This window comes from Achromobacter animicus, assembly GCF_040775605.1.
In the GTDB taxonomy this organism is placed as follows: Bacteria; Pseudomonadota; Gammaproteobacteria; order Burkholderiales; family Burkholderiaceae_B; genus Achromobacter; species Achromobacter animicus.
The window spans coordinates 2,353,022-2,374,747 of record NZ_JAYGJK010000001.1 but is presented as its reverse complement, the minus strand read 5'-3'; the positions used below and the strand labels follow the sequence as shown (position 1 = coordinate 2,374,747).

General features: G+C 66.3%; 21 protein-coding genes, 1 tRNA gene and 1 riboswitch. Of the genes, 11 read left to right on the top strand and 11 right to left on the bottom strand.

Going from position 1 to position 21,726, the window contains the following annotated elements; genetic code table 11:
- The first annotated feature begins 168 nt into the window (after positions 1 to 168).
- Positions 169 to 1,665, top strand: coding sequence for a M81 family metallopeptidase (locus AB3147_RS10700; RefSeq protein ID WP_367351911.1), 1,497 nt, complete (start codon positions 169 to 171; stop codon positions 1,663 to 1,665).
- 72 nt (positions 1,666 to 1,737) lie between these two features.
- On the opposite strand, the gene AB3147_RS10695 is transcribed toward AB3147_RS10700, so the two are convergent.
- Positions 1,738 to 2,442, bottom strand: coding sequence for a riboflavin synthase (locus tag AB3147_RS10695; RefSeq protein WP_056569982.1), 705 nt, complete (start codon positions 2,440 to 2,442; stop codon positions 1,738 to 1,740).
- Between the two features lie 139 nt (positions 2,443 to 2,581).
- Positions 2,582 to 4,018, bottom strand: coding sequence for an aldehyde dehydrogenase family protein (locus AB3147_RS10690; protein WP_175138979.1), 1,437 nt, complete (start codon positions 4,016 to 4,018; stop codon positions 2,582 to 2,584).
- Between the two features lie 291 nt (positions 4,019 to 4,309).
- On the opposite strand from AB3147_RS10690, the gene AB3147_RS10685 reads away from it, so the two are divergent.
- The 5 genes from AB3147_RS10685 (at position 4,310) to AB3147_RS10665 (ending at position 7,492) form a co-directional block, all read left to right on the top strand.
- A complete protein-coding gene (locus AB3147_RS10685) occupies positions 4,310 to 5,113 on the top strand; it encodes a FadR/GntR family transcriptional regulator (RefSeq protein ID WP_367351910.1) in 804 nt (267 codons plus the stop codon).
- Positions 5,114 to 5,130: 17 nt separating this feature from the next.
- Positions 5,131 to 5,913, top strand: coding sequence for a 3-oxoacyl-ACP reductase (locus AB3147_RS10680; protein WP_367351909.1), 783 nt, complete (start codon positions 5,131 to 5,133; stop codon positions 5,911 to 5,913).
- Between the two features lie 87 nt (positions 5,914 to 6,000).
- On the top strand, positions 6,001 to 6,222 hold the full coding sequence (locus AB3147_RS10675) for a hypothetical protein (RefSeq protein WP_367351908.1): 222 nt from the start codon (positions 6,001 to 6,003) through the stop codon (positions 6,220 to 6,222).
- 341 nt (positions 6,223 to 6,563) lie between these two features.
- Positions 6,564 to 7,346 (top strand): exodeoxyribonuclease III, encoded by a 783-nt coding sequence (xth, locus tag AB3147_RS10670; protein WP_367351907.1) that lies wholly within the window; start codon positions 6,564 to 6,566, stop codon positions 7,344 to 7,346.
- 70 nt (positions 7,347 to 7,416) lie between these two features.
- Positions 7,417 to 7,492: transfer RNA gene (locus AB3147_RS10665), tRNA-Ala, on the top strand.
- 133 nt (positions 7,493 to 7,625) lie between these two features.
- On the opposite strand, the gene AB3147_RS10660 is transcribed toward AB3147_RS10665, so the two are convergent.
- Positions 7,626 to 8,324 carry a metallophosphoesterase gene (locus AB3147_RS10660; RefSeq protein ID WP_367351906.1) on the bottom strand — a complete coding sequence of 233 codons (699 nt, stop codon included), beginning with the start codon at positions 8,322 to 8,324 and terminating at the stop codon, positions 7,626 to 7,628.
- A gap of 101 nt (positions 8,325 to 8,425) precedes the next feature.
- Positions 8,426 to 9,877 (bottom strand): sodium:solute symporter family protein, encoded by a 1,452-nt coding sequence (locus AB3147_RS10655; RefSeq protein WP_367351905.1) that lies wholly within the window; start codon positions 9,875 to 9,877, stop codon positions 8,426 to 8,428.
- A gap of 101 nt (positions 9,878 to 9,978) precedes the next feature.
- A riboswitch (TPP riboswitch) is annotated at positions 9,979 to 10,085 on the bottom strand.
- Between the two features lie 240 nt (positions 10,086 to 10,325).
- Here AB3147_RS10655 and AB3147_RS10650 point away from each other — a divergent pair.
- A complete protein-coding gene (locus tag AB3147_RS10650; RefSeq protein WP_367351904.1) occupies positions 10,326 to 11,612 on the top strand; it encodes an LLM class flavin-dependent oxidoreductase in 1,287 nt (428 codons plus the stop codon).
- A gap of 32 nt (positions 11,613 to 11,644) precedes the next feature.
- Here the strand turns inward: AB3147_RS10650 and AB3147_RS10645 are convergent, their stop codons facing one another.
- Positions 11,645 to 11,827: a hypothetical protein gene (locus tag AB3147_RS10645; protein ID WP_343736742.1), complete on the bottom strand. Its 183-nt coding sequence runs from the start codon at positions 11,825 to 11,827 to the stop codon at positions 11,645 to 11,647.
- Positions 11,828 to 12,135: 308 nt separating this feature from the next.
- Entirely contained in the window at positions 12,136 to 12,819 is a 684-nt protein-coding gene (locus AB3147_RS10640; RefSeq protein ID WP_367351903.1) for a MarC family NAAT transporter, read from the bottom strand.
- Between the two features lie 264 nt (positions 12,820 to 13,083).
- Between AB3147_RS10640 and hutG the strand changes: the two genes are divergently transcribed.
- A complete protein-coding gene (gene hutG / locus AB3147_RS10635) occupies positions 13,084 to 13,887 on the top strand; it encodes an N-formylglutamate deformylase (RefSeq protein ID WP_175138903.1) in 804 nt (267 codons plus the stop codon).
- A gap of 32 nt (positions 13,888 to 13,919) precedes the next feature.
- Entirely contained in the window at positions 13,920 to 14,933 is a 1,014-nt protein-coding gene (locus tag AB3147_RS10630; RefSeq protein WP_218343464.1) for a LysR family transcriptional regulator, read from the top strand.
- Positions 14,934 to 15,023: 90 nt separating this feature from the next.
- Here AB3147_RS10630 and AB3147_RS10625 read toward each other — a convergent pair whose 3' ends face one another.
- The 5 genes from AB3147_RS10625 to AB3147_RS10605 all read right to left on the bottom strand — a co-directional run bounded on the left by AB3147_RS10625 (position 15,024) and on the right by AB3147_RS10605 (position 19,575).
- Entirely contained in the window at positions 15,024 to 15,956 is a 933-nt protein-coding gene (locus AB3147_RS10625) for an electron transfer flavoprotein subunit alpha/FixB family protein (protein WP_367351902.1), read from the bottom strand.
- Positions 15,956 to 16,705 carry an electron transfer flavoprotein subunit beta/FixA family protein gene (locus AB3147_RS10620; protein ID WP_367351901.1) on the bottom strand — a complete coding sequence of 250 codons (750 nt, stop codon included), beginning with the start codon at positions 16,703 to 16,705 and terminating at the stop codon, positions 15,956 to 15,958. The genes AB3147_RS10625 and AB3147_RS10620 overlap by 1 nt, the downstream gene beginning before the upstream one ends.
- A gap of 67 nt (positions 16,706 to 16,772) precedes the next feature.
- Positions 16,773 to 17,384 carry a HutD/Ves family protein gene (locus AB3147_RS10615; protein ID WP_367351900.1) on the bottom strand — a complete coding sequence of 204 codons (612 nt, stop codon included), beginning with the start codon at positions 17,382 to 17,384 and terminating at the stop codon, positions 16,773 to 16,775.
- Positions 17,368 to 18,555, bottom strand: coding sequence for an NAD(P)/FAD-dependent oxidoreductase (locus AB3147_RS10610; RefSeq protein ID WP_239214376.1), 1,188 nt, complete (start codon positions 18,553 to 18,555; stop codon positions 17,368 to 17,370). Before AB3147_RS10610 ends, AB3147_RS10615 begins: the two co-directional genes overlap by 17 nt.
- Before the next feature lie 111 nt (positions 18,556 to 18,666).
- A complete protein-coding gene (locus AB3147_RS10605; RefSeq protein ID WP_367351899.1) occupies positions 18,667 to 19,575 on the bottom strand; it encodes an AraC family transcriptional regulator in 909 nt (302 codons plus the stop codon).
- Between the two features lie 166 nt (positions 19,576 to 19,741).
- Here AB3147_RS10605 and AB3147_RS10600 point away from each other — a divergent pair, with 166 nt between their 5' ends.
- Both AB3147_RS10600 and AB3147_RS10595 read left to right on the top strand, forming a co-directional pair.
- A complete protein-coding gene (locus AB3147_RS10600; protein ID WP_367351898.1) occupies positions 19,742 to 20,497 on the top strand; it encodes an SDR family NAD(P)-dependent oxidoreductase in 756 nt (251 codons plus the stop codon).
- Positions 20,498 to 20,713: 216 nt separating this feature from the next.
- On the top strand, positions 20,714 to 21,712 hold the full coding sequence (locus tag AB3147_RS10595; RefSeq protein WP_279975427.1) for an aliphatic sulfonate ABC transporter substrate-binding protein: 999 nt from the start codon (positions 20,714 to 20,716) through the stop codon (positions 21,710 to 21,712).
- Positions 21,713 to 21,726: the final 14 nt, after the last annotated feature.

Below are 21,726 nucleotides of genomic sequence, written 5' to 3'. Positions count from 1 at the left end.
ACTTCGGGGCACGCAACGCGCGATGCATCAGGGATTTCCCGCGATGGCGGGCTCGTCGAGGCGTTGGCGCGTTGTGCCGCGGACATCGGTATTGCCGATCGCAGCGCCGCCCCCAATAATTTCCGCACGCTCGAATTACCCTCCTCTCATCGGCAAGGAAATACGCTCATGCACATCCTGGTTGCTGGCTTCCAGCACGAGACCAACACCTTCGCGCCCTCCAAGGCGGGCTACGACAACTTCGTGCGCGGCGAAGGTTTTCCCGCGATGGTGCGGGGCGCGGACATGATGGCTCTACGCGAGGTCAACATTCCGGCCGGCGGCTTCATCAACGCGGTGGCCGCGGAAGGCCACACCGTGCAGACCGTGATCTGGGCAGGCGCCAGCCCGTCTGCCCATGTGACGCGCGACGCTTACGAACGCATCGCCGGCGAGATCCTGGACGCGGTGCGGGCGGGCGGCTTTGACGCCATCTATCTGGACTTGCACGGCGCGATGGTTACGGAACATCTGGACGATGGCGAAGGCGAACTGCTGGCCCGCGTGCGCGAGATCGTGGGATCGGACGTGCCGGTGGTCGCCAGCCTGGATCTGCACGCGAATGTCACCGCGCAGATGCTGCATAGCGCCGACGGCCTGGTGGCGTTTCGCACGTATCCGCACGTGGACATGGCCGACACCGGCGTGCTGGCCGCGCGGCTGCTCATGGCGCGCATGCAGGCCGGCGGCAAATGGACCCGCAGCGAACGCCGCTTGCCCTTCCTGATTCCCATCAACGGCATGTGCACGATGCTCGAACCCTCGCAGGGCGTGTATGCCTTACTGGGCGAACTGGAACAGACGCCCGGCGTCGCCTCCGTATCCTTCGCGCCGGGCTTTCCCGCCGCGGATTTCCCGGAGTGCGGGCCGGTGGTGTGGGCCTACGGCACGGACGCCGCAGCGGTCGAGCAGGTCACGGAATCGCTGTATGCGCGCGTGCTGGCGCTGGAACCCGAGTGGTCGCCGGACTTTCTGGAACCGGCCGAGGCGGTGCGCCGCGCGCAGGCCCTGGCCGCGGAAGCGACGCGGCCCATCGTCATTGCGGACACGCAGGACAACCCCGGCGCGGGCGGTGACGCCAACACCACCGGCATGCTGCGCGCGCTGGTGGAAGCGGACGCGCAGAACGCGGCGTTGGGCTTGCTGTACGACCCCGACGTGGTGCGTCAGGCAACAGCGGCAGGCGTCGGCGCGACCGTCGCGCTCAAGCTGGGCGGTCAGTCCGGCGTCACGGGCGACGCGGCCTTTGAAGGCGAATTCGTGGTCGAGACGCTATCCGATGGCAAGCTGCGCTTTGACGGACCGATGATGAACGGCATGGACGTCGACCTGGGCGGGACGGCCACGCTGCGGATCGGCGGCGTGCGGGTGGTGGTCAGCGCCGGCAAGGCGCAGATGCTGGACCGCAACCTGTTCCGCGTCGGCGGCGTGCAGCCCGAGGAAATGGGGATATTGGTGGTGAAAAGTTCGGTGCATTTCCGGGCCGACTTCCAGCCCATCGCGCACGAGGTGCTGGTGGCCAAGGCGCCCGGCCCGATGCAGGCCGATCCGGCGGATCTGCCGTGGACGCGTCTGGCGCCCGGGATGCGGGTGCGGCCGCAGGGGCGGCCGTTCGCGGCGGCGTAAAAACGGCATGGCCGGCGCAAAGGCGCCGGCCATATTGACGAAGGCGGCCATCGTGGCCGCCATCAAGCGGTACTACTTCAGCTTGCCCTGCGGGCTGACGAAGTCTTCCAGCGTCAGTCCCTTTTCCTTCAGGATCGCCTCCAGCAGCGGTTGCAGCTTGCCCAGGCTTTCCTGAACGGTCTCGCGCACGGTATCGACGATGACCTGCGTGCTGCGCTCGATCTCGATGTTGACCGCGTCGCCCACCTGCTTGTCCTCGAAGACCGTCATGCGGCGCGTCTCGGGAATCAGCCAGACCTCGAACCAGCCTTCGGCGCGGTTCACTTCCGACACGGTCAGGCTGGCGCCGTTGATGGCGATATAGCCCTTGGCGAACACGTATTTGCGGAAGGCCTCGGGAATGCTGAAGCGCATCAGGCGATTGGTGTCCGACGACTTCACCATCAGCACCTGCGACGTGAAGTCCACGTGGCCCGACAACGGATGGCCGCCGATCTCGGCGCCGTCCTTGGCCGCCCGCTCTACATTCGCGCTGTCGCCCTCGCCATAACTGCCGAGCGTGGTGATCGCCAGGCTTTGCAGCATGACGTCGAACGTGGCTTGGTTTTCGGACAGGATTTCCGTGACGGTCAGGCAGACGCCGTCCGTCGACACGCTGGCGCCGATGGCCAGGTCAGTGCAGAAACCAGGGGGGAAATCCAGCGTGAAGGTGCGCAGGCCTTCGCGATCGGCGATCTTTGCGATCTTCGCGGTGCCTTGAACAATACCGGTGAACATACGGATCCTGAATGCGGGGCGGCAGGCCCCGGAAGCAAAACATCAACGTTAACCGATATTTTGTTCGGGTCCTTGCTGGGGGCCGCTGCCCGGGCCATTGCCCGGGTCATTGCGCGGACGCGCCGCCCCCGCGCCGGGATCAGTGGCGGATCGCGATGGTCTTCAGGCTGGTGAAGCCGTACAGCGCCTCAAAGCCCTTCTCGCGGCCGTAGCCCGACTGGCGCGAACCGCCGAACGGCAGTTCCACGCCGCCGCCCGCGCCGTAGTTGTTGACGAACACCTGGCCGGCGCGCAGCTTGCGGGCCAAGCGCATCTGGCGGCCGCCGTCGCGCGTCCACACGCCCGCCACCAGGCCATACAGCGTGCCGTTGGCGATTTCCAGGGCTTCTTCCTCGGTGTCGAACACCATGGCGGCCAGTACCGGGCCGAAGACTTCTTCTTGCGCCAGGCGGCTGTCGGGCGGCACATCGCGGAACAGCACGGGCGTCTGATAGAAGCCGGCCTCGGGCGTGCCGTCCTTCAGCTTGCCGCGCGCGGCGACCTTCATGCCTTGCGCCTCGGCTTCGGCCAGGAAGCCGCGCACGCGGTCCTGCTGGCGCGCGTTGATCAGCGGACCGACATCCAGGTCCGCCGCCGCCGGTCCGGTCACCGTCGCGGAAAACGCGTCCGACAGGCGCTTGAGCACGGTTTCGTACACGCCTCGCTGGATCAGCACGCGGCTGCCGGCCGAGCACGTCTGGCCGGCGTTCTGGATGATGGCGCCCAGCAGCACCGGCATCGCGGCGTCCAGGTCGGCGTCGTCGAACACGATCTGCGGCGACTTGCCGCCCAGTTCCAGCGTGACGGGCACGTGGTTCTCGGCAGCGGCGTGCGCGACCATCTTGCCGGTCTGCGGCGAGCCCGTGAACGAGATGTGGTCGATGCCCGGATGCGCGGACAGCGCAGCGCCGGCCTCATGGCCGTAGCCCGTGACGATGTTCAGCGCGCCGGCGGGCAGGCCGACTTCGGCGGCGATCTCGGCCAGCTTCAGGAGCGACAGGCAGGCATCTTCAGCGGGCTTGACCACGCACGCGTTGCCCGCCGCCAGCGCCGCGCCGACGCTGCGGCCGAAGATCTGCAGGGGGTAGTTCCACGGCACGATGTGGCCGGTGACGCCATGCGGCTCGCGCACCGTCAGCACGGTAAAGCCCGGGGTGTAGGGAATGGTCTCGCCATGCAGCTTGTCGACCGCGCCGGCATAGAACTCGAAATAGCGCGCCACGGCGGCGGCATCGGCGCGCGCCTGCTTGATGGGCTTGCCCGTGTCGGCCGATTCCAGCTGCGCCAGTTCCTCCTGGCGGTCCAGCAGCGCAAAGGCAATCTTCATCAGCAGGCGGCTGCGGACGGCGGGCGCCATCTGGCCCCACTCGCCTTCGAACGCCTGGCGCGCGGCCTGCACGGCACGGTCCACGTCGGCCTCGTTCGAGCGGGCCAGTTCCTCGAAAGGCTTGCCATCGGACGGGTTCAGGACGGGAATGGTTTCACCGGTGGCCGCGGCCACCCATTGGTTGGCGATAAAGTTCTTCTGAGTCACGATGTGCGGAGTAAAGTAGCGGCCGAACGGCCGGTTGGGGGAAGCTGCATGTCTCGGTGCGCTTGCCGGCAGCTGGGCTGGCCGCGCCGCCGGCGCGTCGTGCGCGCGGGCGTTGTGGTTTGAATGGCAAGGTACGGGAGGCCTCCGCAACTTGTCAATTGAAATGACAGCTTTAATCCCAACCTTCAGGATATTTTTCTGGATGATCGGGTTATCCCTAATATTTCAGGGGCTTAGCGGCCCAACGGTTAGTCATGCCGCATGACAACCTGTCCCTACTTGAAGGAGCGCCCGATGAGCAACGTACGTGACCCGCAGCTTGAATCGCTGCTGGCCGCGGCTGCCCGCCCCCGTCCCGAACTGGACGTGCTGGCCGAGGTGGCGTCAGGCCTGGGCTATGTCCGCGCCGAGCGCTTTGCCGAGCGCGTCTACGAAAGCCTGTTCTATGCGATCGCCACCGGCAAGATTGCCCCCGGCAACAAGCTGCCGACCGAACTGGAACTGGCCGCGCTCTTTGAAGTGTCGCGGCCCGTCGTGCGCCAGGCGCTGGACCGGCTGCGTGAAGACCAGCTCGTGGACTCGATCCGCGGATCGGGCTCCTACGTGAAGTCCAAACCGGACCTGATGGGCGGCATGCCCGCCGTGGACCCCGCGCGCCGCGTGGGCCACATCCTGGAAGGCCTGGAACTGCGCATGGTGATCGAGCCCGAATGCGCGCACCTGGCCGCACTGCGCCGCACACCCGAAGACCTGCAGGAAATGGACCGCATGCTGACCGGCTACGAAGAGGCCGACGCGTCCGGCGCCATCGCGCACCATCACGACTATGGCTTTCACCGCGCCATTGCCACGGCCACGGGCAACCAGCGCTTCGTGCAGGTGCTCAAGTCCCTGGAATACGACGTGAGCCACGCCGTGAACGTCATGCGCCATCTGGTCCACAGCGAACCCTGGAAGCGCACGCGCGCCGCCATCGACGAACACCGCCACATCTACAGACTGATCCGCGATCAGGATGCCGAGGGCGCGCGCAACGTCATGCGCGCCCATATCGAAAAAGCCCGCAGCCGCATGCTCAACAGCGGCTCGGAACATTGAGCAGGAAGCCGTACCCCATGTCATCGCAACGCCCGCAACTGAACCTGAACCAGCAACTCGTCATCGTCACCGGCGCCAGCCGCGGCCTGGGCGCCGCCATCGCGCAGGCCTTCCTGCGTGAAGGCGCCAAGGTCGTCATCAACTATCTGAACAGCGCAGAGCGCGCCGAGGCTCTGGCGGCTTCCGCCCCGGACCGCGCCCTGGCCGTGCAAGCCGACGTGCGCGACCCCGCCGCCGTCGCCGCCCTGGTCGCCCGCGCCAGCCAGCACTTTGGCCAGCCGGTCAGCACCATCGTCAACAACGCCCTGCCCGCTTTCCAGTTCAACGGCGACGCCCGCCCTCACGCCGACACGCTGGACTGGGCGCAGATGAACGCCCAGATCGAAGGCAGCGTGCGCGCGGCGCTCAACACCACGCAGGCCGCCCTGCCCGGCATGCGCGCCGCCGGCGGCGGCCGCATCATCAACGTCGGCACCAACCTGGTCCAGAACCCGGTCGTGCCGTACCACGACTACACCGCTGCCAAAGCCGCACTGCTCGCCTTCACCCGCACGCTGTCCCACGAACTGGGCGCGGACGGCATCACCGTCAACATGGTGTCCGGCGGCCTGCTGCGCACCACCGACGCCTCGGCCGCCACCCCCGACGCCGTCTTCGAGATGATCGCCGCCGGCACCCCGCTGCGCGAAGTCACCACGCCAGAGCAATTTGCGGATGCCGTGCTGTTCTTCGCCAGCCCCTGGTCGCGCGCGGTGACCGGGCAGAACCTGATTGTCGACGGCGGACTGGTGAAGGGTTGATCGCCGCATCCGGGAAGCCCCCCGGATGACGCTAATGCGTCGTGTGTTACGGTGGACCGGCAAATCCACCGCAACCCAGGAGGCAAGATGAAGACACAGATCAGTTATCGAAAGCTCGACGGCAGCGACGGCGTGGCGCTGGTCAATGGCGGGATATCCGAGACGCAGCAGGCAAAGCAGGAACTGGCGAATTGGCTGGACCTGCCGGCGGCGGACGCGGCGGGCGGAAATCCGGAAGATGTCGACGGCCGGCTGCGGCGCGGCGGAATCGAGCCGGGATCGGTTGAGTTCAATCACATCAGCGAATAGCAAAAGCCAAAACCCCGATTCGCAGGAATCGGGGTTTTTTCTTGCGGGTGTCAGACACCTTGCGCGGCGGTGGCGCTTCGTTGGCCGGTGTCTGACACCCCAATGAGACGCTGCCCCGAACTGGCGATCGCCTCCCGCGGGTGTCAGACACCCAATATGCGCAGGCCGGGCAAAAAAGCGCGTCATGGCGGCGCGGTATCATTCCGCATCTGCATGGGGCGGCCTCGCCCCCCCGAATTGCTCTCGTTTCAACGACACCATCGAAGCCGGATTTGAAGCCATCGGCCCGTCACGCCGACGCGATGCCGCGAGAGCCGCGTAAACAAACATCTGAACAAAACATGAAACTCGCCACCTGGAACGTCAACTCCCTGAATGTGCGCCTGCAACAGGTCCTCGACTGGCTCGCCGCCAATCCCGTCGACGTGCTGTGCATCCAGGAACTCAAGCTCACCGACGACAAGTTCCCCGAGGCGGCATTCAAGGAAGCCGGCTACCACGCTGTGTGGGCCGGCCAGAAAACCTACAACGGCGTCGCCATCATTTCCCGCGTGCCCGGCACGACGATGGTGCGCAACATCCCCGGCTTTGAAGACCCGCAGCAGCGCGTCCTGGCCCTGACCCTCCCCAGCCCCGAAGGCGACGTGCGCGTCGTGTGCGCCTATTGCCCCAATGGCCAGTCGGTCGGGTCCGACAAGTACGCGTACAAGCTGGAATGGTTTGAAGCCATGCGCAAATGGCTGGCTGAAGAGATCAAGCAATTCCCCCGCCTGGCCGTGCTGGGCGACTACAACGTCGCGCCCGCCGACGAAGACGTGCATAACCCCGAAAAGTGGGAAGGCCAGGTCCTCGTGTCCGAACCCGAACGCCAGGCCTTGCGCTCGCTGATCGACGTGGGCCTGACCGACTCGTTCCGCCTGTTCGAGCAGCCGGAAAAGTCGTTCACGTGGTGGGATTACCGCCAATTCGCGTTCCGCCGCAACGCCGGCCTGCGCATCGACCACGTGCTGCTGTCCGCCCCCTTGGTCAAGCGTTGCACCGCCTGCGTGATCGACAAAGAACCCCGCCGCAACGAGCAACCGTCGGACCACGCGCCGGTCATCGCCACGCTCGCATTTGTCTGAAAAATATCGGCGCCGGCGCGTGTTGCGCAGCCGGGGGGAATTCCTGTATATTTCTGGTCTTGCTTGATTTGGGGCGGTAGCTCAGCTGGGAGAGCGTCGCGTTCGCAATGCGAAGGTCGGGAGTTCGATCCTCCTCCGCTCCACCAAATTCCAGACGGAAAAGCCTTGGACACTTTGTGTGCCAAGGCTTTTTTGTTTCTACGGGCAGGATCTCTACGGCCCGTAGGTGGAACCTACAGCCCGCCTACGGAACGGCAAGCGCGACGGCGCTAGGCCGTTTCACCGGCAAGGCTTCAACGTGTGCAGATCCAGCAGCGTGAACCGCCCCCCGTCCTGCCAACCTCCCGTGTCGATGTAATACACATTGCCCAACTGCGCCGGCTTGCGCAGCGTCATGTGTCCGTGGACCACCGCACGGACGTTTCGGACAGGTTTGGCATATTGCGTTCGATAGCGGTCGATGGACCACAGGCACGCGTCTTCATCGTCCAGACTGAAGCCGGCGCCATGAATGGCTTGCCAATCGTCATAGGGAAAGTCGGCATGCACCAGACCGACGACACCGCCCGGCGTTTCCACCTCGATGGCCAACGGCAAGGCATTCAGGCATGTAGCGATGCGGACCTGGGTGTCGCCATCGCACGCGTCCAGCCATTCCCCGCCATGGAGGCGATGATCCACGTCGGGAATGGGGTTGTTCATGGCGCGCCGCCACGTCATGAGGTCGTGATTCCCGCAGATCGCGTGAAACCAGGGGCGCTCCAGCCAAGCCAGCACCTCGGGGGACTCTGGCCCGCGATCGACGAGATCGCCGACGGCGAACAAGCGGTCATGCTCGGGGGAAAACCGGGCTGCGGCAAGCGCGGCTTCAAGCCGGCCGAAATGGCCGTGAATGTCGCCAACGGCGAGATCGCGGCCTTTGGTGTTTAGACCAAAGCGCTCTACACGCAGATTTCCGGACCTTTGAGCTGCTTCCACCCGACGTCCCCCGAATCATCCTTATAAGTTGAGGGCTGTCCGAAATTTGTAGGCAAATTTCGGACAATCTGCGAGTTTACGCGGCTCTGCCTGCCCCCCCCTCAAACCGTCTCCTTATCCAACCGCCGCACCGCCGCGCTCAGCGTCGAGAAATCAAACTCCTTCCGTCCGCGCATCACCAGCCGGATCAGCACCGTCGTCACCACCGGCACAAACGCCGCCAGCAGGAACGATTCCAGCAGGAAGGTCGGCTTATCCCCCGGCGCGGGGAAGAAGAACAGGCCGGCGATCAGCCCCGTGATGGTGGCCGTGGTCGCCGTGAATCCATCGTGCTTGCGGCTGAAAAGCCCGTAAAACACCGGGAAGGCGGCGGCCGAGCACAGCAGGTCGGCCAGCAGGAACAGGTACAGCACGCTGTAGCCTTGCGACGCCACGATCATCACGGGGATCGCCATCAGCAGCACCAGCCACCGCGCCAGGCGCTTCATGGTGGCGCCGCCGGCGTTGGGCATCAGGCGGCGCAGGTCGACCGCGATGATGCTGGACACCGCGCTGATGGCGGTGTCGGCGGTGCTCATGACCAGGGACAGGCCCAGCGGAATCAGGGCGATGACAAACCACGCCGGGGCGTGCGGCATGATGACGCTGAACAGCGCGATCGAGCTGTCGCCCTCGGGCGCCAAACCGACGAACGCCAGGCCGAACAGGCCCATCAAAAAGATGAACGGCGCCACCAGCACGCCGCCCAGCAGAAAGCCGTTGCGCATCGTGCGGGTGTCGCGGGCGGCGTAGATGCGTTGCCAGTTGCCTTGATGGAAGATGCCGGTCAGCAAAATGGCGACAAAGAAGGTCAGCCCCGCCTTCACGCCCACCGGGTCGGTCAGGTCCAGCAGTTGCGGCGCCTTGGCCTGCAGGGCTTCGATAGTGGGCAATGCGCCACCGGCCGCCTGCCAGCCGACGACGCACAGCACCACCAGCAGCGGCACGATGATCAACATCTGCACCTGATCGGTGAAGATGGACGAGCGCAGGCCGCCGTAGGTGGTGTAGAGCAAGGTCGTCCCCATCACGATGGCGGCGGTGGCCCACAGGGGCACGGGCGCCAGCATCGCGACCAGCTTGGCAATGGCGGTAACCTCGGCCGACAGCGCGATGAACAGGTAGAACAGCATGATGAAAAGCGCCAGGCCGTACATGGGCCGGCCGTAGCGCGCCATCAGGAATTCGGTCAGCGTGTGACCGTGCGGGATCAGTTCGCGCATGCGCCGGCCCAGCGGAATCATGACCAGGCGCGGCGACATCGACCCGAGCGCGTAGCCGATCACGGCGGCCAGCCCGCCCCAGGTTGCGGCCTGCGCCGGCGAAAAGAGAATCCATGCGCCCAGCGTGGACGCCATCAGCGTCAGGATCGTGCCAAACGACCCCTGGCTGTTGCGCGCGACGATGTAGTCTTCCAGGGTGCCGCGCTTGCGCCGGGTGTACAGCACGCTGGCCACGGCGAAGCCGCCCGAGAACAGCAGCAGCCATACCAGGGCAGTGGTTTGGGTCAACATGAAGGTCGGTCCTCCCGCGGGCGGCCTGAGGCCGGACGCGTAACGCGGCGGCCCGCCGTCAGGGAGGCCGCAAGATGAATGGAATCAGGGAGGGCGCGCGAGAGACTTGCGGAGTCCTTCCCTTCGCCGGCATTACCCGGATCAGGTTCAAAGGGTTACCGCGTTGACGCGGAATCTCAGCCCGTACAGGGCTCCCCCAGGAATTGCCGCAAGGTTAGGAGAGCGGCGCGGCGATGTCAACGCGCGGCGTGAGAAACGTTGGGCCGGGTATGCCGGGCAGGCGCCGCGGCCGCGCGAGCCCCGCCGACCGCAACGGCGCCCGCCCGCCGTTTTATGCTAAGTTCGCCCGCTTGCGGCACCCGCGGGCGTGCCGGACGCGGCAGTCAATGACGCAATCAATGACGCAATTGATGACGCAACTGATGAAGCAATCGACGAGCTGATCGCCATGATGCACCTGAACCTGTTCATTTTCGGCTGCGGCCACCATCGCGCGGCCTGGCGCCACCCGGACTCGGCGGCCGAGCGGCTGGGCGACATCAGCTACTACGAAAGCCTGGCCCGCACGGCCGAGCGCGGCAAGCTCGACGCCATTTTCTTTGCCGACGGCCAGTCGATGGACAACATCGGCGACGGGCCGCGCTGGTATCTCGAACCGCTCACCACGATGGCCGCGATCGCCCGCGCCACCACCCGCATCGGCCTGATCAGCACGGTGTCCAGCACGTTCTTCACGCCCTTTCATGCGGCGCGCATGGTGGCCTCGCTGGATCACATTTCGGGCGGTCGCATGGGCTGGAACGTGGTGACCTCGATGTTCGACGCCGAGGCGCGCAATCACGGTTACGAAGCCATGCCCGGCCACGACTGGCGCTACGCGCGCGCCGAGGAATTTGTCGACGTTGCGCTGAGGCTGTTCGACTCGTGGGACGACGAGGCGCTGGTCATCGACCGCAACGGCCACTTCGGCGTGCCGGACCGCCTACACAAGATAGATCACCACGGCGAACACTTTCTGGTGGACGGCCCGCTTACCGTGCCGCGACCGCCGCAGGGGCATCCGGTGCTGTTCCAGGCGGGCGCCTCGGATCAGGGCCGCGATCTGGCGGCGCGCCGCGCGGAAGCCATCTATGCCGTGGCTTACGACTTGCCCGCCGCGCAGTCCTATTACCGCGACATCAAGCAACGTGTCCGGGCAGCTGGCCGCGACGCGTTCGTGCCCATCATGCCGGGCCTCGTGACCTATGTCGGCTCGACCGAAGCCGAGGCCCGCGCCAAGCAGCGCGAATTGGACGAACTCCTGCCCGCGGACGCCTCATTGCGCCAACTTGGCACGTTCGTCCTGCAGGATTGTTCGGGCTGGGAACTGGACGCGCCCGTGCCGCCCCTGCCCCCGCTGTCCGAGTTCACCGGCCCCAAAGGCCGTTACGGCACCATCCTGCGCATCATCGAAACCGAGCAGCCCACCGTGCGCCAGTTGCTTGGCCGGCTGGCCGCGGGCGGCGGGCACTGCACGATGGTGGGCACGCCGGAGCAGATCGCGGACCGGATGGAACATTGGTTCAGGAACGAGGGCGCCGACGGCTTCAACCTGATGCCCCCGTCACTGCCGGGCGGCATCGACGACTTTGTGGAGCAGGTGGTGCCGGTGCTGCAACAGCGCGGGCTGTTCCGTAAGGACTACGAACACGCCACGCTGCGCGGACATCTGGGCCTGGAACGACCGGGCCGCTGAGAGGGCAGACGCCGGACCGATACGCGTGCCGATCAGGTTGTCTGGGTCAATGGTTCGCGTTCGGTTTCGGGGACACGCGGCCGGGCAGCCGGTTGCGGCCGGCGCGCGCGGGTGGCGATCCAGTCGTAAAGGCGAACGCCAGGCTCGCGCATCAAGGCGGTGACTACGCCGCTGACCACCAGCCCCAACACGATCAAGGGTAGCCAGGCCATCATGACGCACGCTTGCAGATTGCGGCGGCCGTTCCGCAAGAGCTTGATCGGCACTTCGGCGCGTCAACCGTGATGGATTCGCGGGCTACCGCGCACTGCCTGATCTTGTCTTCAATGAGGATGTTGCACATACAAAAACTGCCGCCGCAGGCAAGCATGACTGCCCAGGGCGAAAATTCAAAAATGTAATGTAGCGTAGATTATGTTTCTACAAGCTTCACGAAACGGGGTGAAATCAAAATCCGCGTGACTTTCTGGCCTGCCCGGCGCCGCGCCGGCATGCATGGACGCAAAGCATGACGCTATGCCACCTACAAGTCGGGATACTTGCTCACGATCTCCAACACGCCGTTGATGACGAACTGCACGCCCATGCAGACCAGCAGGAATCCCATCACGCGTGAGATCGCCTCGACACCGCTCTTGCCGATCACGGCGACGATGCGGCCCGCGAAATGCAGGCAGACCCAGAACAAGAGCCCCAGCAGCGCAAACACGATGACCGGGGCTACGCCCACCACCCAACGCGCATAGTCCGGTGCAATGGCCGAATCGACCGACGACGCGCCACTGATGATCATGGCGATCGTGCCGGGTCCTGCCGTGCCGGGCAGGGCGAGAGGCACGAATGCGATGTTGGGGCTCTGGCGCTCCTGCGCGTCGGCCGCGGCCTCGGCCTCCAGGGCGCGCGGCTGGTCCGACGGAAACAGCATGCTAAAGCCGATGCTGACCACGATCAGTCCGCCCGCAATGCGCAGGCCGGGGATGGAAATGCCGAAGGTGTGCATCAGCAGCGCGCCGGCGTAGTAGGTCACCAGCATGATCCCGACCACGTAGAACGCCGCCTGGGTCACCTGCTTCTGCCGTTCCTTGAACGGTATCTGCTGGCCAAGCGACAGCAGCAGCGTCATGGACGTCAGCGGATTGGCCAGCGGCAGCATCAGCGCCAGACCCAGGCTGACGAGCTTGCCCAGTTGAATCAGTTCATCAATCATGTCCGCTCGCTAGAGTGTGCGCGCCGTCTACTCTACCTCACGCGGCCCAGCAACTCGGTCCACGGGCCGCGGCTGACCCGCGCGACCCAGAACGCCGCTCACCGTGACCACGCCGCGGCCATCGCCATGAGCATCGGCGCGGCTAATCATCAGCATCCATTAAACTGATGCAATTCCCGCAGCGGGCCGTGCTGCCTAGCATACAAGCGCCCGTTGCCTGCGGCTCTGCCGCGGCGCATTGCCATTGCCACCCGGAGTTTCCTCTTGACCGACCTCTTCCAATTCAGCCGCGGCACCGCCCCGCTGCTGATCTCCATTCCCCACCTCGGCAGCCAGATTCCCGACGCGCAGCGTCCGCACATGACGGACGTTGCCCTGCAATCCGGCGACACCGACTGGCATCTGGACACCCTCTACCAGTTCGCCCAGGCGTTGGGCGCGTCCGTGCTGGGCGCGCGCTATTCGCGTTACGTGGTCGACCTGAACCGCCCGCCCAACGACGAAAGCCTGTATCCCGGGCAGACCAAGACCGGCCTGTGCCCCACCCAGGCCTTTCGCGGCGATGCGCTTTACCAGAACGATGCTGTGCTGACCGACGCGGAACGCGCCCAGCGCCTGGAGGCGTACTGGAAGCCCTATCACGCCAAGCTGCAAGAAGAGATTGACCGCATCAAGGCCGAGCACGGCACGGTGCTGCTGTGGGAAGCGCACTCGATCGCCAGCGTGCTGCCGCGCCTTTTCGAGGGCAAGCTGCCCGACCTGAACATCGGCACGTCCGACGGCGCTTCCTGCGCGCCCGATATCCTGGCCGCCGTGCATGAACAGTTGAACGGCTGCAAGGATTACACCTGGGCCGTCAATGGCCGTTTCAAGGGCGGCTACATCACGCGCCACTACGGTTCGCCGGCTGACAACGTGCACGCCATCCAGCTCGAGATGTGCCAGTCCACCTACATGGACGAAACATACCCGTACGGCTATCGCCCCGATCTGGCCGACAAGGTCATTCCGGTGGTCGAAGGCATGGTGACTGCCGCGCTGCGCCAGACCACCGCGCGCCAGCGCTAAGCCCTGTTGAAACGCCGCCGGACGCCCACGCCATGAACCGCTTTTCGTTCACCAGCACGGAAAACTATCCGGAATGGAGCCTGCTGTTGACGTGGGTGGCGGTGGTGGAAGCGGCGTCGGTCTCGGGCGCGGCACGGCTGTTGGGTTTTTCGCAGGCGGCGGTGTCGCAGCGGATCAAGCAGCTTGAAGCCGCCATGTCGACCGAACTGCTGGACCGCAGCACCCGCCCTGCCCGGCCCACGCCGGCCGGCGAGCTGCTGTTCGAACACGCCGCGCGGCTGCTGGCGCAGGCCGGCGACATGACGGAAAGCGTGCGCAACCTTAGCCGGGCCAAGCGCAACATCGTGCGCTTCGGCTGCGTGGACTCGTTTGCCGGCACGCTGGGACCGACCCTGATCCACGGCCTGTCCGGCGCGTCGCGCCAGATCCGGCTGTGGTCGGGCATCACGCCCGTGCTGGACAAGCAGCTGGAAGACCGGCAGCTAGACCTCGTCGTCACCACCAGCGCATCGGCAGGCAAGCCCACCATCCGCAAGTACAGTCTTTTCAGCGAACCCTACGTGCTGATCGTGCCGCGCTCGATGAGCATGGACCGGATCGATACGCTGAAGGAACTGGGCCAGCGCGCCCAGTTCATCCGCTACAGCGCACGTTCGTTCATCGGCGCCGAGATCGACCGGCTGGTCGAGTCGCACGGCGTGATGATCGAGCGGACTTACGAATTCGACAATACCGATCCGCTGCTCAGTCTGGTCACGGCCGGGCTGGGCTTTGGCATCAGCACGCCGCTGTGCATCTGGCAGTCGCGCCATTTCCTGGACCAGTTGCGCGTCCTTCCGCTGGCGCCCTTCCTGGGCGCGGCGCGGGCCGACGATCCCGCGCTGTCGCGCACGCTGTATTTGGCCGCGCGCCAGCAGGAGGTTGGCAAACTGCCCGCCGAGGCGCGCGACGTGATCCTGATGGCGATGGAGCGCCTGATCCAGAAAGAACTGGCCCCGGCGCTGGGGCTGCCGCCGGCCACGCTGTGGCGCAGCCTGCGGCGTTGACCTAAAGCCCGCGGCGCCCCGAACGCGGGGTTCGGCAGCGAAGGGCTGCCTGCGGCGTTGGCGCGTTCTGCGGCGCCAACGCCGCTTCCTTCACGGCAGCGAGGACGTCAGCGCCGGCACGGCTTCGAACAGGTCGCCCACCAGCCCGTAATCCGCCACGCCGAAGATCGGCGCGTCGCCGTCCTTGTTGATGGCGACGATGACCTTGGAATCCTTCATGCCCGCCAGATGCTGGATCGCGCCCGAAATCCCGACGGCCACGTACAGGTCCGGCGCGACGATCTTGCCGGTCTGGCCGACCTGCCAGTCGTTCGGCGCATAACCCGCGTCGACGGCCGCGCGCGACGCGCCCAGCGCCGCGCCCAGTTTTTCGGCCAGGGGATCCAGCAGCTTGAAGTTCTCGGCGCTACCCAGGCCGCGTCCGCCCGACACCACGGCGCGCGCGCCGCCCAGGTCGGGGCGTTCTGACACCGCGATCTCGCGGCTGATGAATCGTGACAAGCCCGTGCCCGTCACGGCCTCGACCGCTTCCACCGTGGCGCTGCCGCCTTCGGCAGACACCGCATCGAATGCCGTGGGGCGGATCGTGGCCACGACCACCGGGTAACCGCTCTTGACCGTCGCGATCGCGTTGCCGGCGTAGATCGGACGCTTGAACGTATCGGGCGCCAGCACTTCGATGACGTCCGACACCTGCGCCACATCGAGCAACGCGGCAATGCGCGGCGCCACGCTCTTGCCCTGCGCCGTCGCGGCCAGGAAGACGTGCGAGTAGCCGGCGGCCGCCGCCACGGCCTGCGCGGCCACGGCTTCCGGCAGGCCATCGGCAAGCTGCGGCGCCTGCGCCAGCAGCACCTTTGCCACCCCGGCGACCCGTGCAGCCGCCTCGGCCACCGGCTGCGCGCCATCGCCCGCGACCAGTACGTGGACCGGCATGTCCAGCCTGCCCGCGGCAGAAATGGCGTTGAGCGTGGCGCCATTCAGCGCCCGATTATCGTGTTCGGCAATAACAAGAACAGTCATCAGATCACCTTGGCTTCGTTCTTCAGTTTGTCGACCAGCGCGGCCACGTCGGCAACCTTGATGCCGGGTGCGCGCGCCGCCGGCTCTTCAACGCGCAGCGTCTGCAGGCGGGACACCGGGTCCACGCCCAGCGCGTCCGGCGTTTCCACATCCAGCGGCTTCTTCTTGGCCTTCATGATGTTGGGCAACGTGACATAGCGCGGCTCGTTCAGGCGCAGGTCTGCCGTGACGATGGCAGGCAGCGTCAGTTCCACCACTTCCAGGCCGCCGTCCACCTCGCGCGTCACGCGCGCCGTGCCGTGGCCGATGGCGATGGCGCTGGCGTTGGTGGCCTGCGGCCAGCCCAGCAGGGCCGCCAGCATCTGGCCGGTCTGGCACGCGTCGTCGTCGATGGCCTGCTTGCCCAGGATCACCAGCGCGGGCGCTTCCTTGACCACGACGGCGCGCAGCAGCTTGGCGACTTCCAGCGGCTGCAAGGCGGCATCCGTCTGCACCAGCACGCCGCGGTCGGCGCCGATGGCCAGCGCGGTGCGCAACGTCTCCTGCGACTGCGCCGTGCCGCACGACACGGCCACGACTTCAGCCGCCGCGCCCTGCTCTTTCAGGCGCACGGCCGCCTCGACGGCGATTTCATCGAACGGGTTCATCGACATCTTCACGTTGCCGATGTCCACGCCGCTCTGGTCGGCCTTGACGCGCACGTTGACGTTGTAGTCAACCACGCGCTTGACCGCGGCAAGTACCTTCATGGAAACACTCCTGAGTGAAAGGAATCAACGGACGCCCCGGGTTGTGACTGGGACGGCTGCAGTTTGGTCAGTCCGGGAAGCTTTTCTGGACCGTGATGTCCAGGATCACGGTGAAGTCGGTTTGCGTGGCTGGGGCGCCGGGGGTGGCGACGCCCGGCGTATCGACGCCCGGCCTGTCGACGCCCGGCATTTCCACGCCGCGCGTCATCTCGTATGCCCCCGCCGTCACCCGCACCCGCGTAACCTCGAGTCCGTCCGAGCCGGCCAGCAACGCGCCGACCTCGCAGCAACCGGACGCCGACCCCGAACAGGTCACCGACGCCCTCGCACCGCCGCGCAAGACAAAGAGATTCAGCACCTGCACCGGTCCGCCCACCAACGTGGATTGCAGCAACGCATCGCCGCCAAACACCGCCGGTTCACGCAGCCGCAACGGCACGGCCACACCCTCGCCTTGCAGCATCACGCCCTCGCCCGCCAGCACGACCGACACGCGGTCATACCCGGGAAAGCGTGAATACGGCCCGTCGCGTTCGATATCGGCGATGCTGACGCGCCAGCGCCCGGCCGGATCCGCCGCCAGCGTGCGCGTGACACCCCCGCCGTTCTTCCACGGCTCGGGCGGCAGCGCCAACCAGCTGGCTTGCACCGGACCGCGCGGATCAGGAGACTGCGCCAAGGCCGTACTTCCCGGTCAACAGTGCGCCGCGCTGAAAGCGCCCCAATTCGTAGGGCGTGAGCGACACGTCGGTCGCCAGACCCAGGGCTTCCTGCGCCAGCACGCGACCCACGGTGGGCGACAGCTTGAAGCCGTGGCCCGAGAAGCCGAAGCCCACGATCAGCCCTTCGACCCCCGGCACTCGGCCCAGCACGGGGTTCCAGTCAGGCGTCACGTCGTAGACACCGGTCCACGACGATGCCAGTCCGGCGGCCTCATACGCGGGGAAGCGGTCCGCCACCTGCGCGCCCACCTCGGCCACGTAGTCCAGCGGAATGTCGCCCTGCTCGGCGTCGCTTTTTTGCAGCGCCTCGCCGACGATGCCTTCGCTGACCAGCATCTGGTTGCCGCCATAGCTGCGGCAATACAGCATGCCGGGCGAGGCCAGGTCCTTGAAGACCGGCATCGAATACGTATAGGGCGCCGCGTCGCACTCCAGCGCCAGCACGGCGTGGCGCTCCGGCACGACGGGCATCGCCACACCGGTCCAGCCGGCAAGTTCCGGCGTCCAGATGTTCTGCGTGCTGATGACGAGCGGCGCGCTGTAGTCGCCCTCGGATGTCACCACGCCCGTCACGCGGCCGTTGTCGATGATCAGGCGCTGGACGTTGACGTTTTCGCGGATGGTGACGCCGCGGCGGCGGGCGCCGCGCGCAAAACTGGTGGCCACCAGATACGCGTCCGCAAAGCCCGCCTCGGGCTCATAGCCGATCAGCGCGGCGTTGTCGAAGGACGCAATGGGCAGCAGCTCGCGCGCCTGCGCGGCATTCAGCAATTCCAGCGCGATGCCCTGCGCCTGCTGCTGCGCCAGCGCGCCGCGCAGCGGTTCCAGCTTGTCGTCGTCGGCGGCGGTGATCAGGTAGCCGCATTTGACCAGGCCGCACGAGGCCTCTTCGTCGCCCAGATAGCTGGCGAAATTGTTGAACACGCTCCACGAACGCTGGGCCAGCTCCACGTTCTCGCGCACGGAATAGTGCGTGCGCAGGATGCCGGACGACTGCGACGTGGTGCCCGCGCCTATGGTCTCGCGGTCCAGCACCAGCACGTTCTTCGCGCCGAGTTCGGCCAGGTGAAACGCCACCGAACTGCCGATCACGCCGGCACCAATCACGATCACGTCAAAACTTTTCACGACAAGGCTCCAAGGACAAGTGCGGCGAGTGTGGACCCGCCGTTTCGGAGCTGCCGCAATATAAGCGCCGCGAATACTTAATAAAAGCGTTGTGGAAAGGCGCGACCGCGATCAGGCGGCAGCGCCAACCGCGCCGCGGATCGCCTCGGCGTCCTTGCCCGGCGGCAGGCCGAACATCCGGCGGTACTCACGGGTGAACTGCTGGACGCTTTCATAGCCCACCGCAAACGCCGCGCTGCTGGCCGTCGCGCCTTCGGCGGTCATGAGCCGGCGCGCCTCGATCAGCCGCAATTGCTTCTGGAACTGCAACGGCGACAGCGACGTGGCCGCCCGAAAGTGCTGGTGGAATGACGACGGGCTCATGCCCGCCGCGGCCGCCAGCCGCTCGACCGGCAGCGGCTGCGCAAATTCGGCGCGCAGCAGCGCGACCGCGCGCGCAATGCGCTGAGCGGCACTGCCCGGCCAGCCAAGCTGGCGAATCGCCTGGCCGTGGCGGCCAGCGAGCAGCCAGTAATGTATTTCGCGCACCAGCTGCGCCTGCAGGACGGGCAGCGCCGACGGCCGTTCGACCAGGCGCATGAGGCGCAGCGCAGCGTCCGCGACCTCGGCGTCGGTCTGTTCCACCCGGACGGGCGCGCCCGGATCCACCGGCCCCAGCTTCATCTCCAGCGCCAGCTCGGCGATCAGGCCCGGATCCAGATCCAGGACCAGCGAAAAGTACGGTTCCCCGGCGCTGGCCCGCGTGATCTGGCTGACCGTGGGCACATCGGCTGTGATCAGCAGCGAATCGCCCGCGCTGAAGTCGAACGTGTCCGCGCCCAGCGCCACGCGTTTGGCACCCTGCAGCACCAGGCACGCGAGCGGCCGCGAGATCGCGTAGTCCAGGCCGCTAGGCTGCAATGCGCGGATGACGGCCAGCCCCGAAATGGGCGTTTGTGCCACGCCCGCCGGGCCGGCGGGGGCTTGTGCGTAACGGCTGGCGGCGGCGCGCAAGGTGTCGTTCAGCAAGGTGTCGTTCATGGGGCGGGATCACGAGAGGGTTGCCACCGGGCCATCGTAATGGGTTCCGGTGCGCCCGAATGCACATTTGGAGGATCAGGCCAACAACGCCAAGGTTCAGGCAAAGGCCGACAGGCGCATCCGCCACAGAATGAAGCCTCACCGCAAACCCCCAAGGAGCCATTCCATGAGCACGATTTCTCTTGTCACCGGTTCGAGCCGCGGCCTGGGCCGCAGCGCCGCCCTGGCCCTCGCCCGCAAGGGCAACGACGTCATCATCACCTACCAGTGCCGCGCGGCGCAGGCTGACGAAGTCGTCGCGGAGGTCCAGCAGCTGGGCCGCAAGGCCGTGGCGCTGCAGCTGGATGCCGGCAACGTGGCCGCCTTTCCTGACTTCGTCGAGCGGCTGCGGACGGCGCTGGCCCAGACGTGGCAGCGCGATTCCTTCGATCACTTGGTCAACAACGCGGGACATGGCGATATGGCGCCGATTGCCGACATGAGCGTGGCGGCGTTCGACAAGCTGATCGACGTGCACTTCAAGGGCGTGTTCTTCCTGACGCAAAGCCTCTTGCCGCTGCTGGCCGACGGCGGCCGCATCGTCAATCTGTCCAGCGGGCTCACGCGCGTGTCGGCGCCGGGCTGGGCCGCGTACGCCGCGGCCAAGGGCGCCGTCGAGGTGCTGACGGTCTACCTGGCCAAGGAGCTCGGCCACCGCGGCATCGCCGCCAACACGGTGGCGCCCGGCGCCATCGAAACGGACTTCCTGGGCGGCGCGGTGCGCGACACGCCCGAATTCAACAAGGCTTTCGCGGACATGACGGCGCTGGGCCGCGTCGGCGTGGCCGACGATATCGGTCCGATGATTGCCAGCCTGCTGTCCGAAGACAACCGCTGGGTCAACGCGCAGCGCATCGAAGTGTCCGGCGGCCAGGGCATCTGACGCCTCGCCGAAGCGGAGCGGGCCGCCTGCCTGCGCGGCCCGTCCGGCCCTCCCCTTGTAGCAGCGTGCCTCGTTAAGCGCCGCTGATGTTGACCATCGCCGCTCCTTATATTCATGCCGCCGCCAGGCGCTCGGGCGAAAGTCTCGTCTGCCGCACCCCAGAGTGCCGGCGACATGGAATCTATCGGTCAATCTACATTCAAGTAGGGGAAAAATATGAACATGAATCGCCGCGCCATGCTGGTGCGCACCGCTGCACTTGCGGGCGCAAGCGCCCTGGGCTTTCCGATGATCGGCCGCGCCGCCGGCGCGTCCTACACCTATGGCGGCTCGGCCTGGCTGGGCCATTACTCCGCCTACATCGCGATGAAGACGGGGCTGTTCGCCAAGCAGGGTCTGGACATCAAGTGGCAGAGCTTTGCCACGTCGTCGGACCGCATGAGCGCGGTGATGGCGGGCAATGTGGACCTGGCGGGCACCGGCGTGGTGTCGTCGCTGGCGCTGATGGCCGCGGGCGCGCGCCAGTTCCAGGTCATCGCCACCCCCAACAACTTCGGCCGTGCCGAAGGCGTGCTGGTGCGCGACAACGTCAAATCCGTTGCCGACCTGAAGGGCAAGAAGATCGGCGTCACGTACGCCTCCAGCGCCCACGTGCTGCTGCTGGACGTGCTGCGCCAGGCCGGCCTGAATCCCGATCGCGATGTCTCAATCATCAACCTGCCCGCGACCAACCTGCTGTCTGCCTACCAGGGCAACCAGATCGACGCGGCCGTGGCCTGGACGCCGGCGTTTGACCGCATCAAGGCCGTGCCGGGCACACACGTGCTGCTGGACGACACCGCGTTCTCGCTCTACAAGCAATACGCCATCACCCCCGGACCCGACGTGCTGCTGACGCACGCCAAGCTGGGCAAGGAAAATCCGGACGCCGTGCGCAAGTTCCTGCAGGCGGTGTTCCAGGCCAACGCCATGCTGACGAACCAGCCCGAGGAAGCGGCCGGCGTGCTGCTGGAACTGACCGGGCTGTCCAAGGACGAGCAGCTGGCCGTCATCAAGCAGACGCAGTGGTATTCGGCTGAAGACCAAAAGGCGCTGATGATCGAGCCCGGCAACTTCGTGAACGGCATGCAGAAGCTGGCCGAGATGCTGGTGTCGCTCAAGCAGATCGACCGCGCGCCCACCGTCAAGGACTGGGTCCAGTCCTCGTACCTCTAAACCCAGGACAGTCT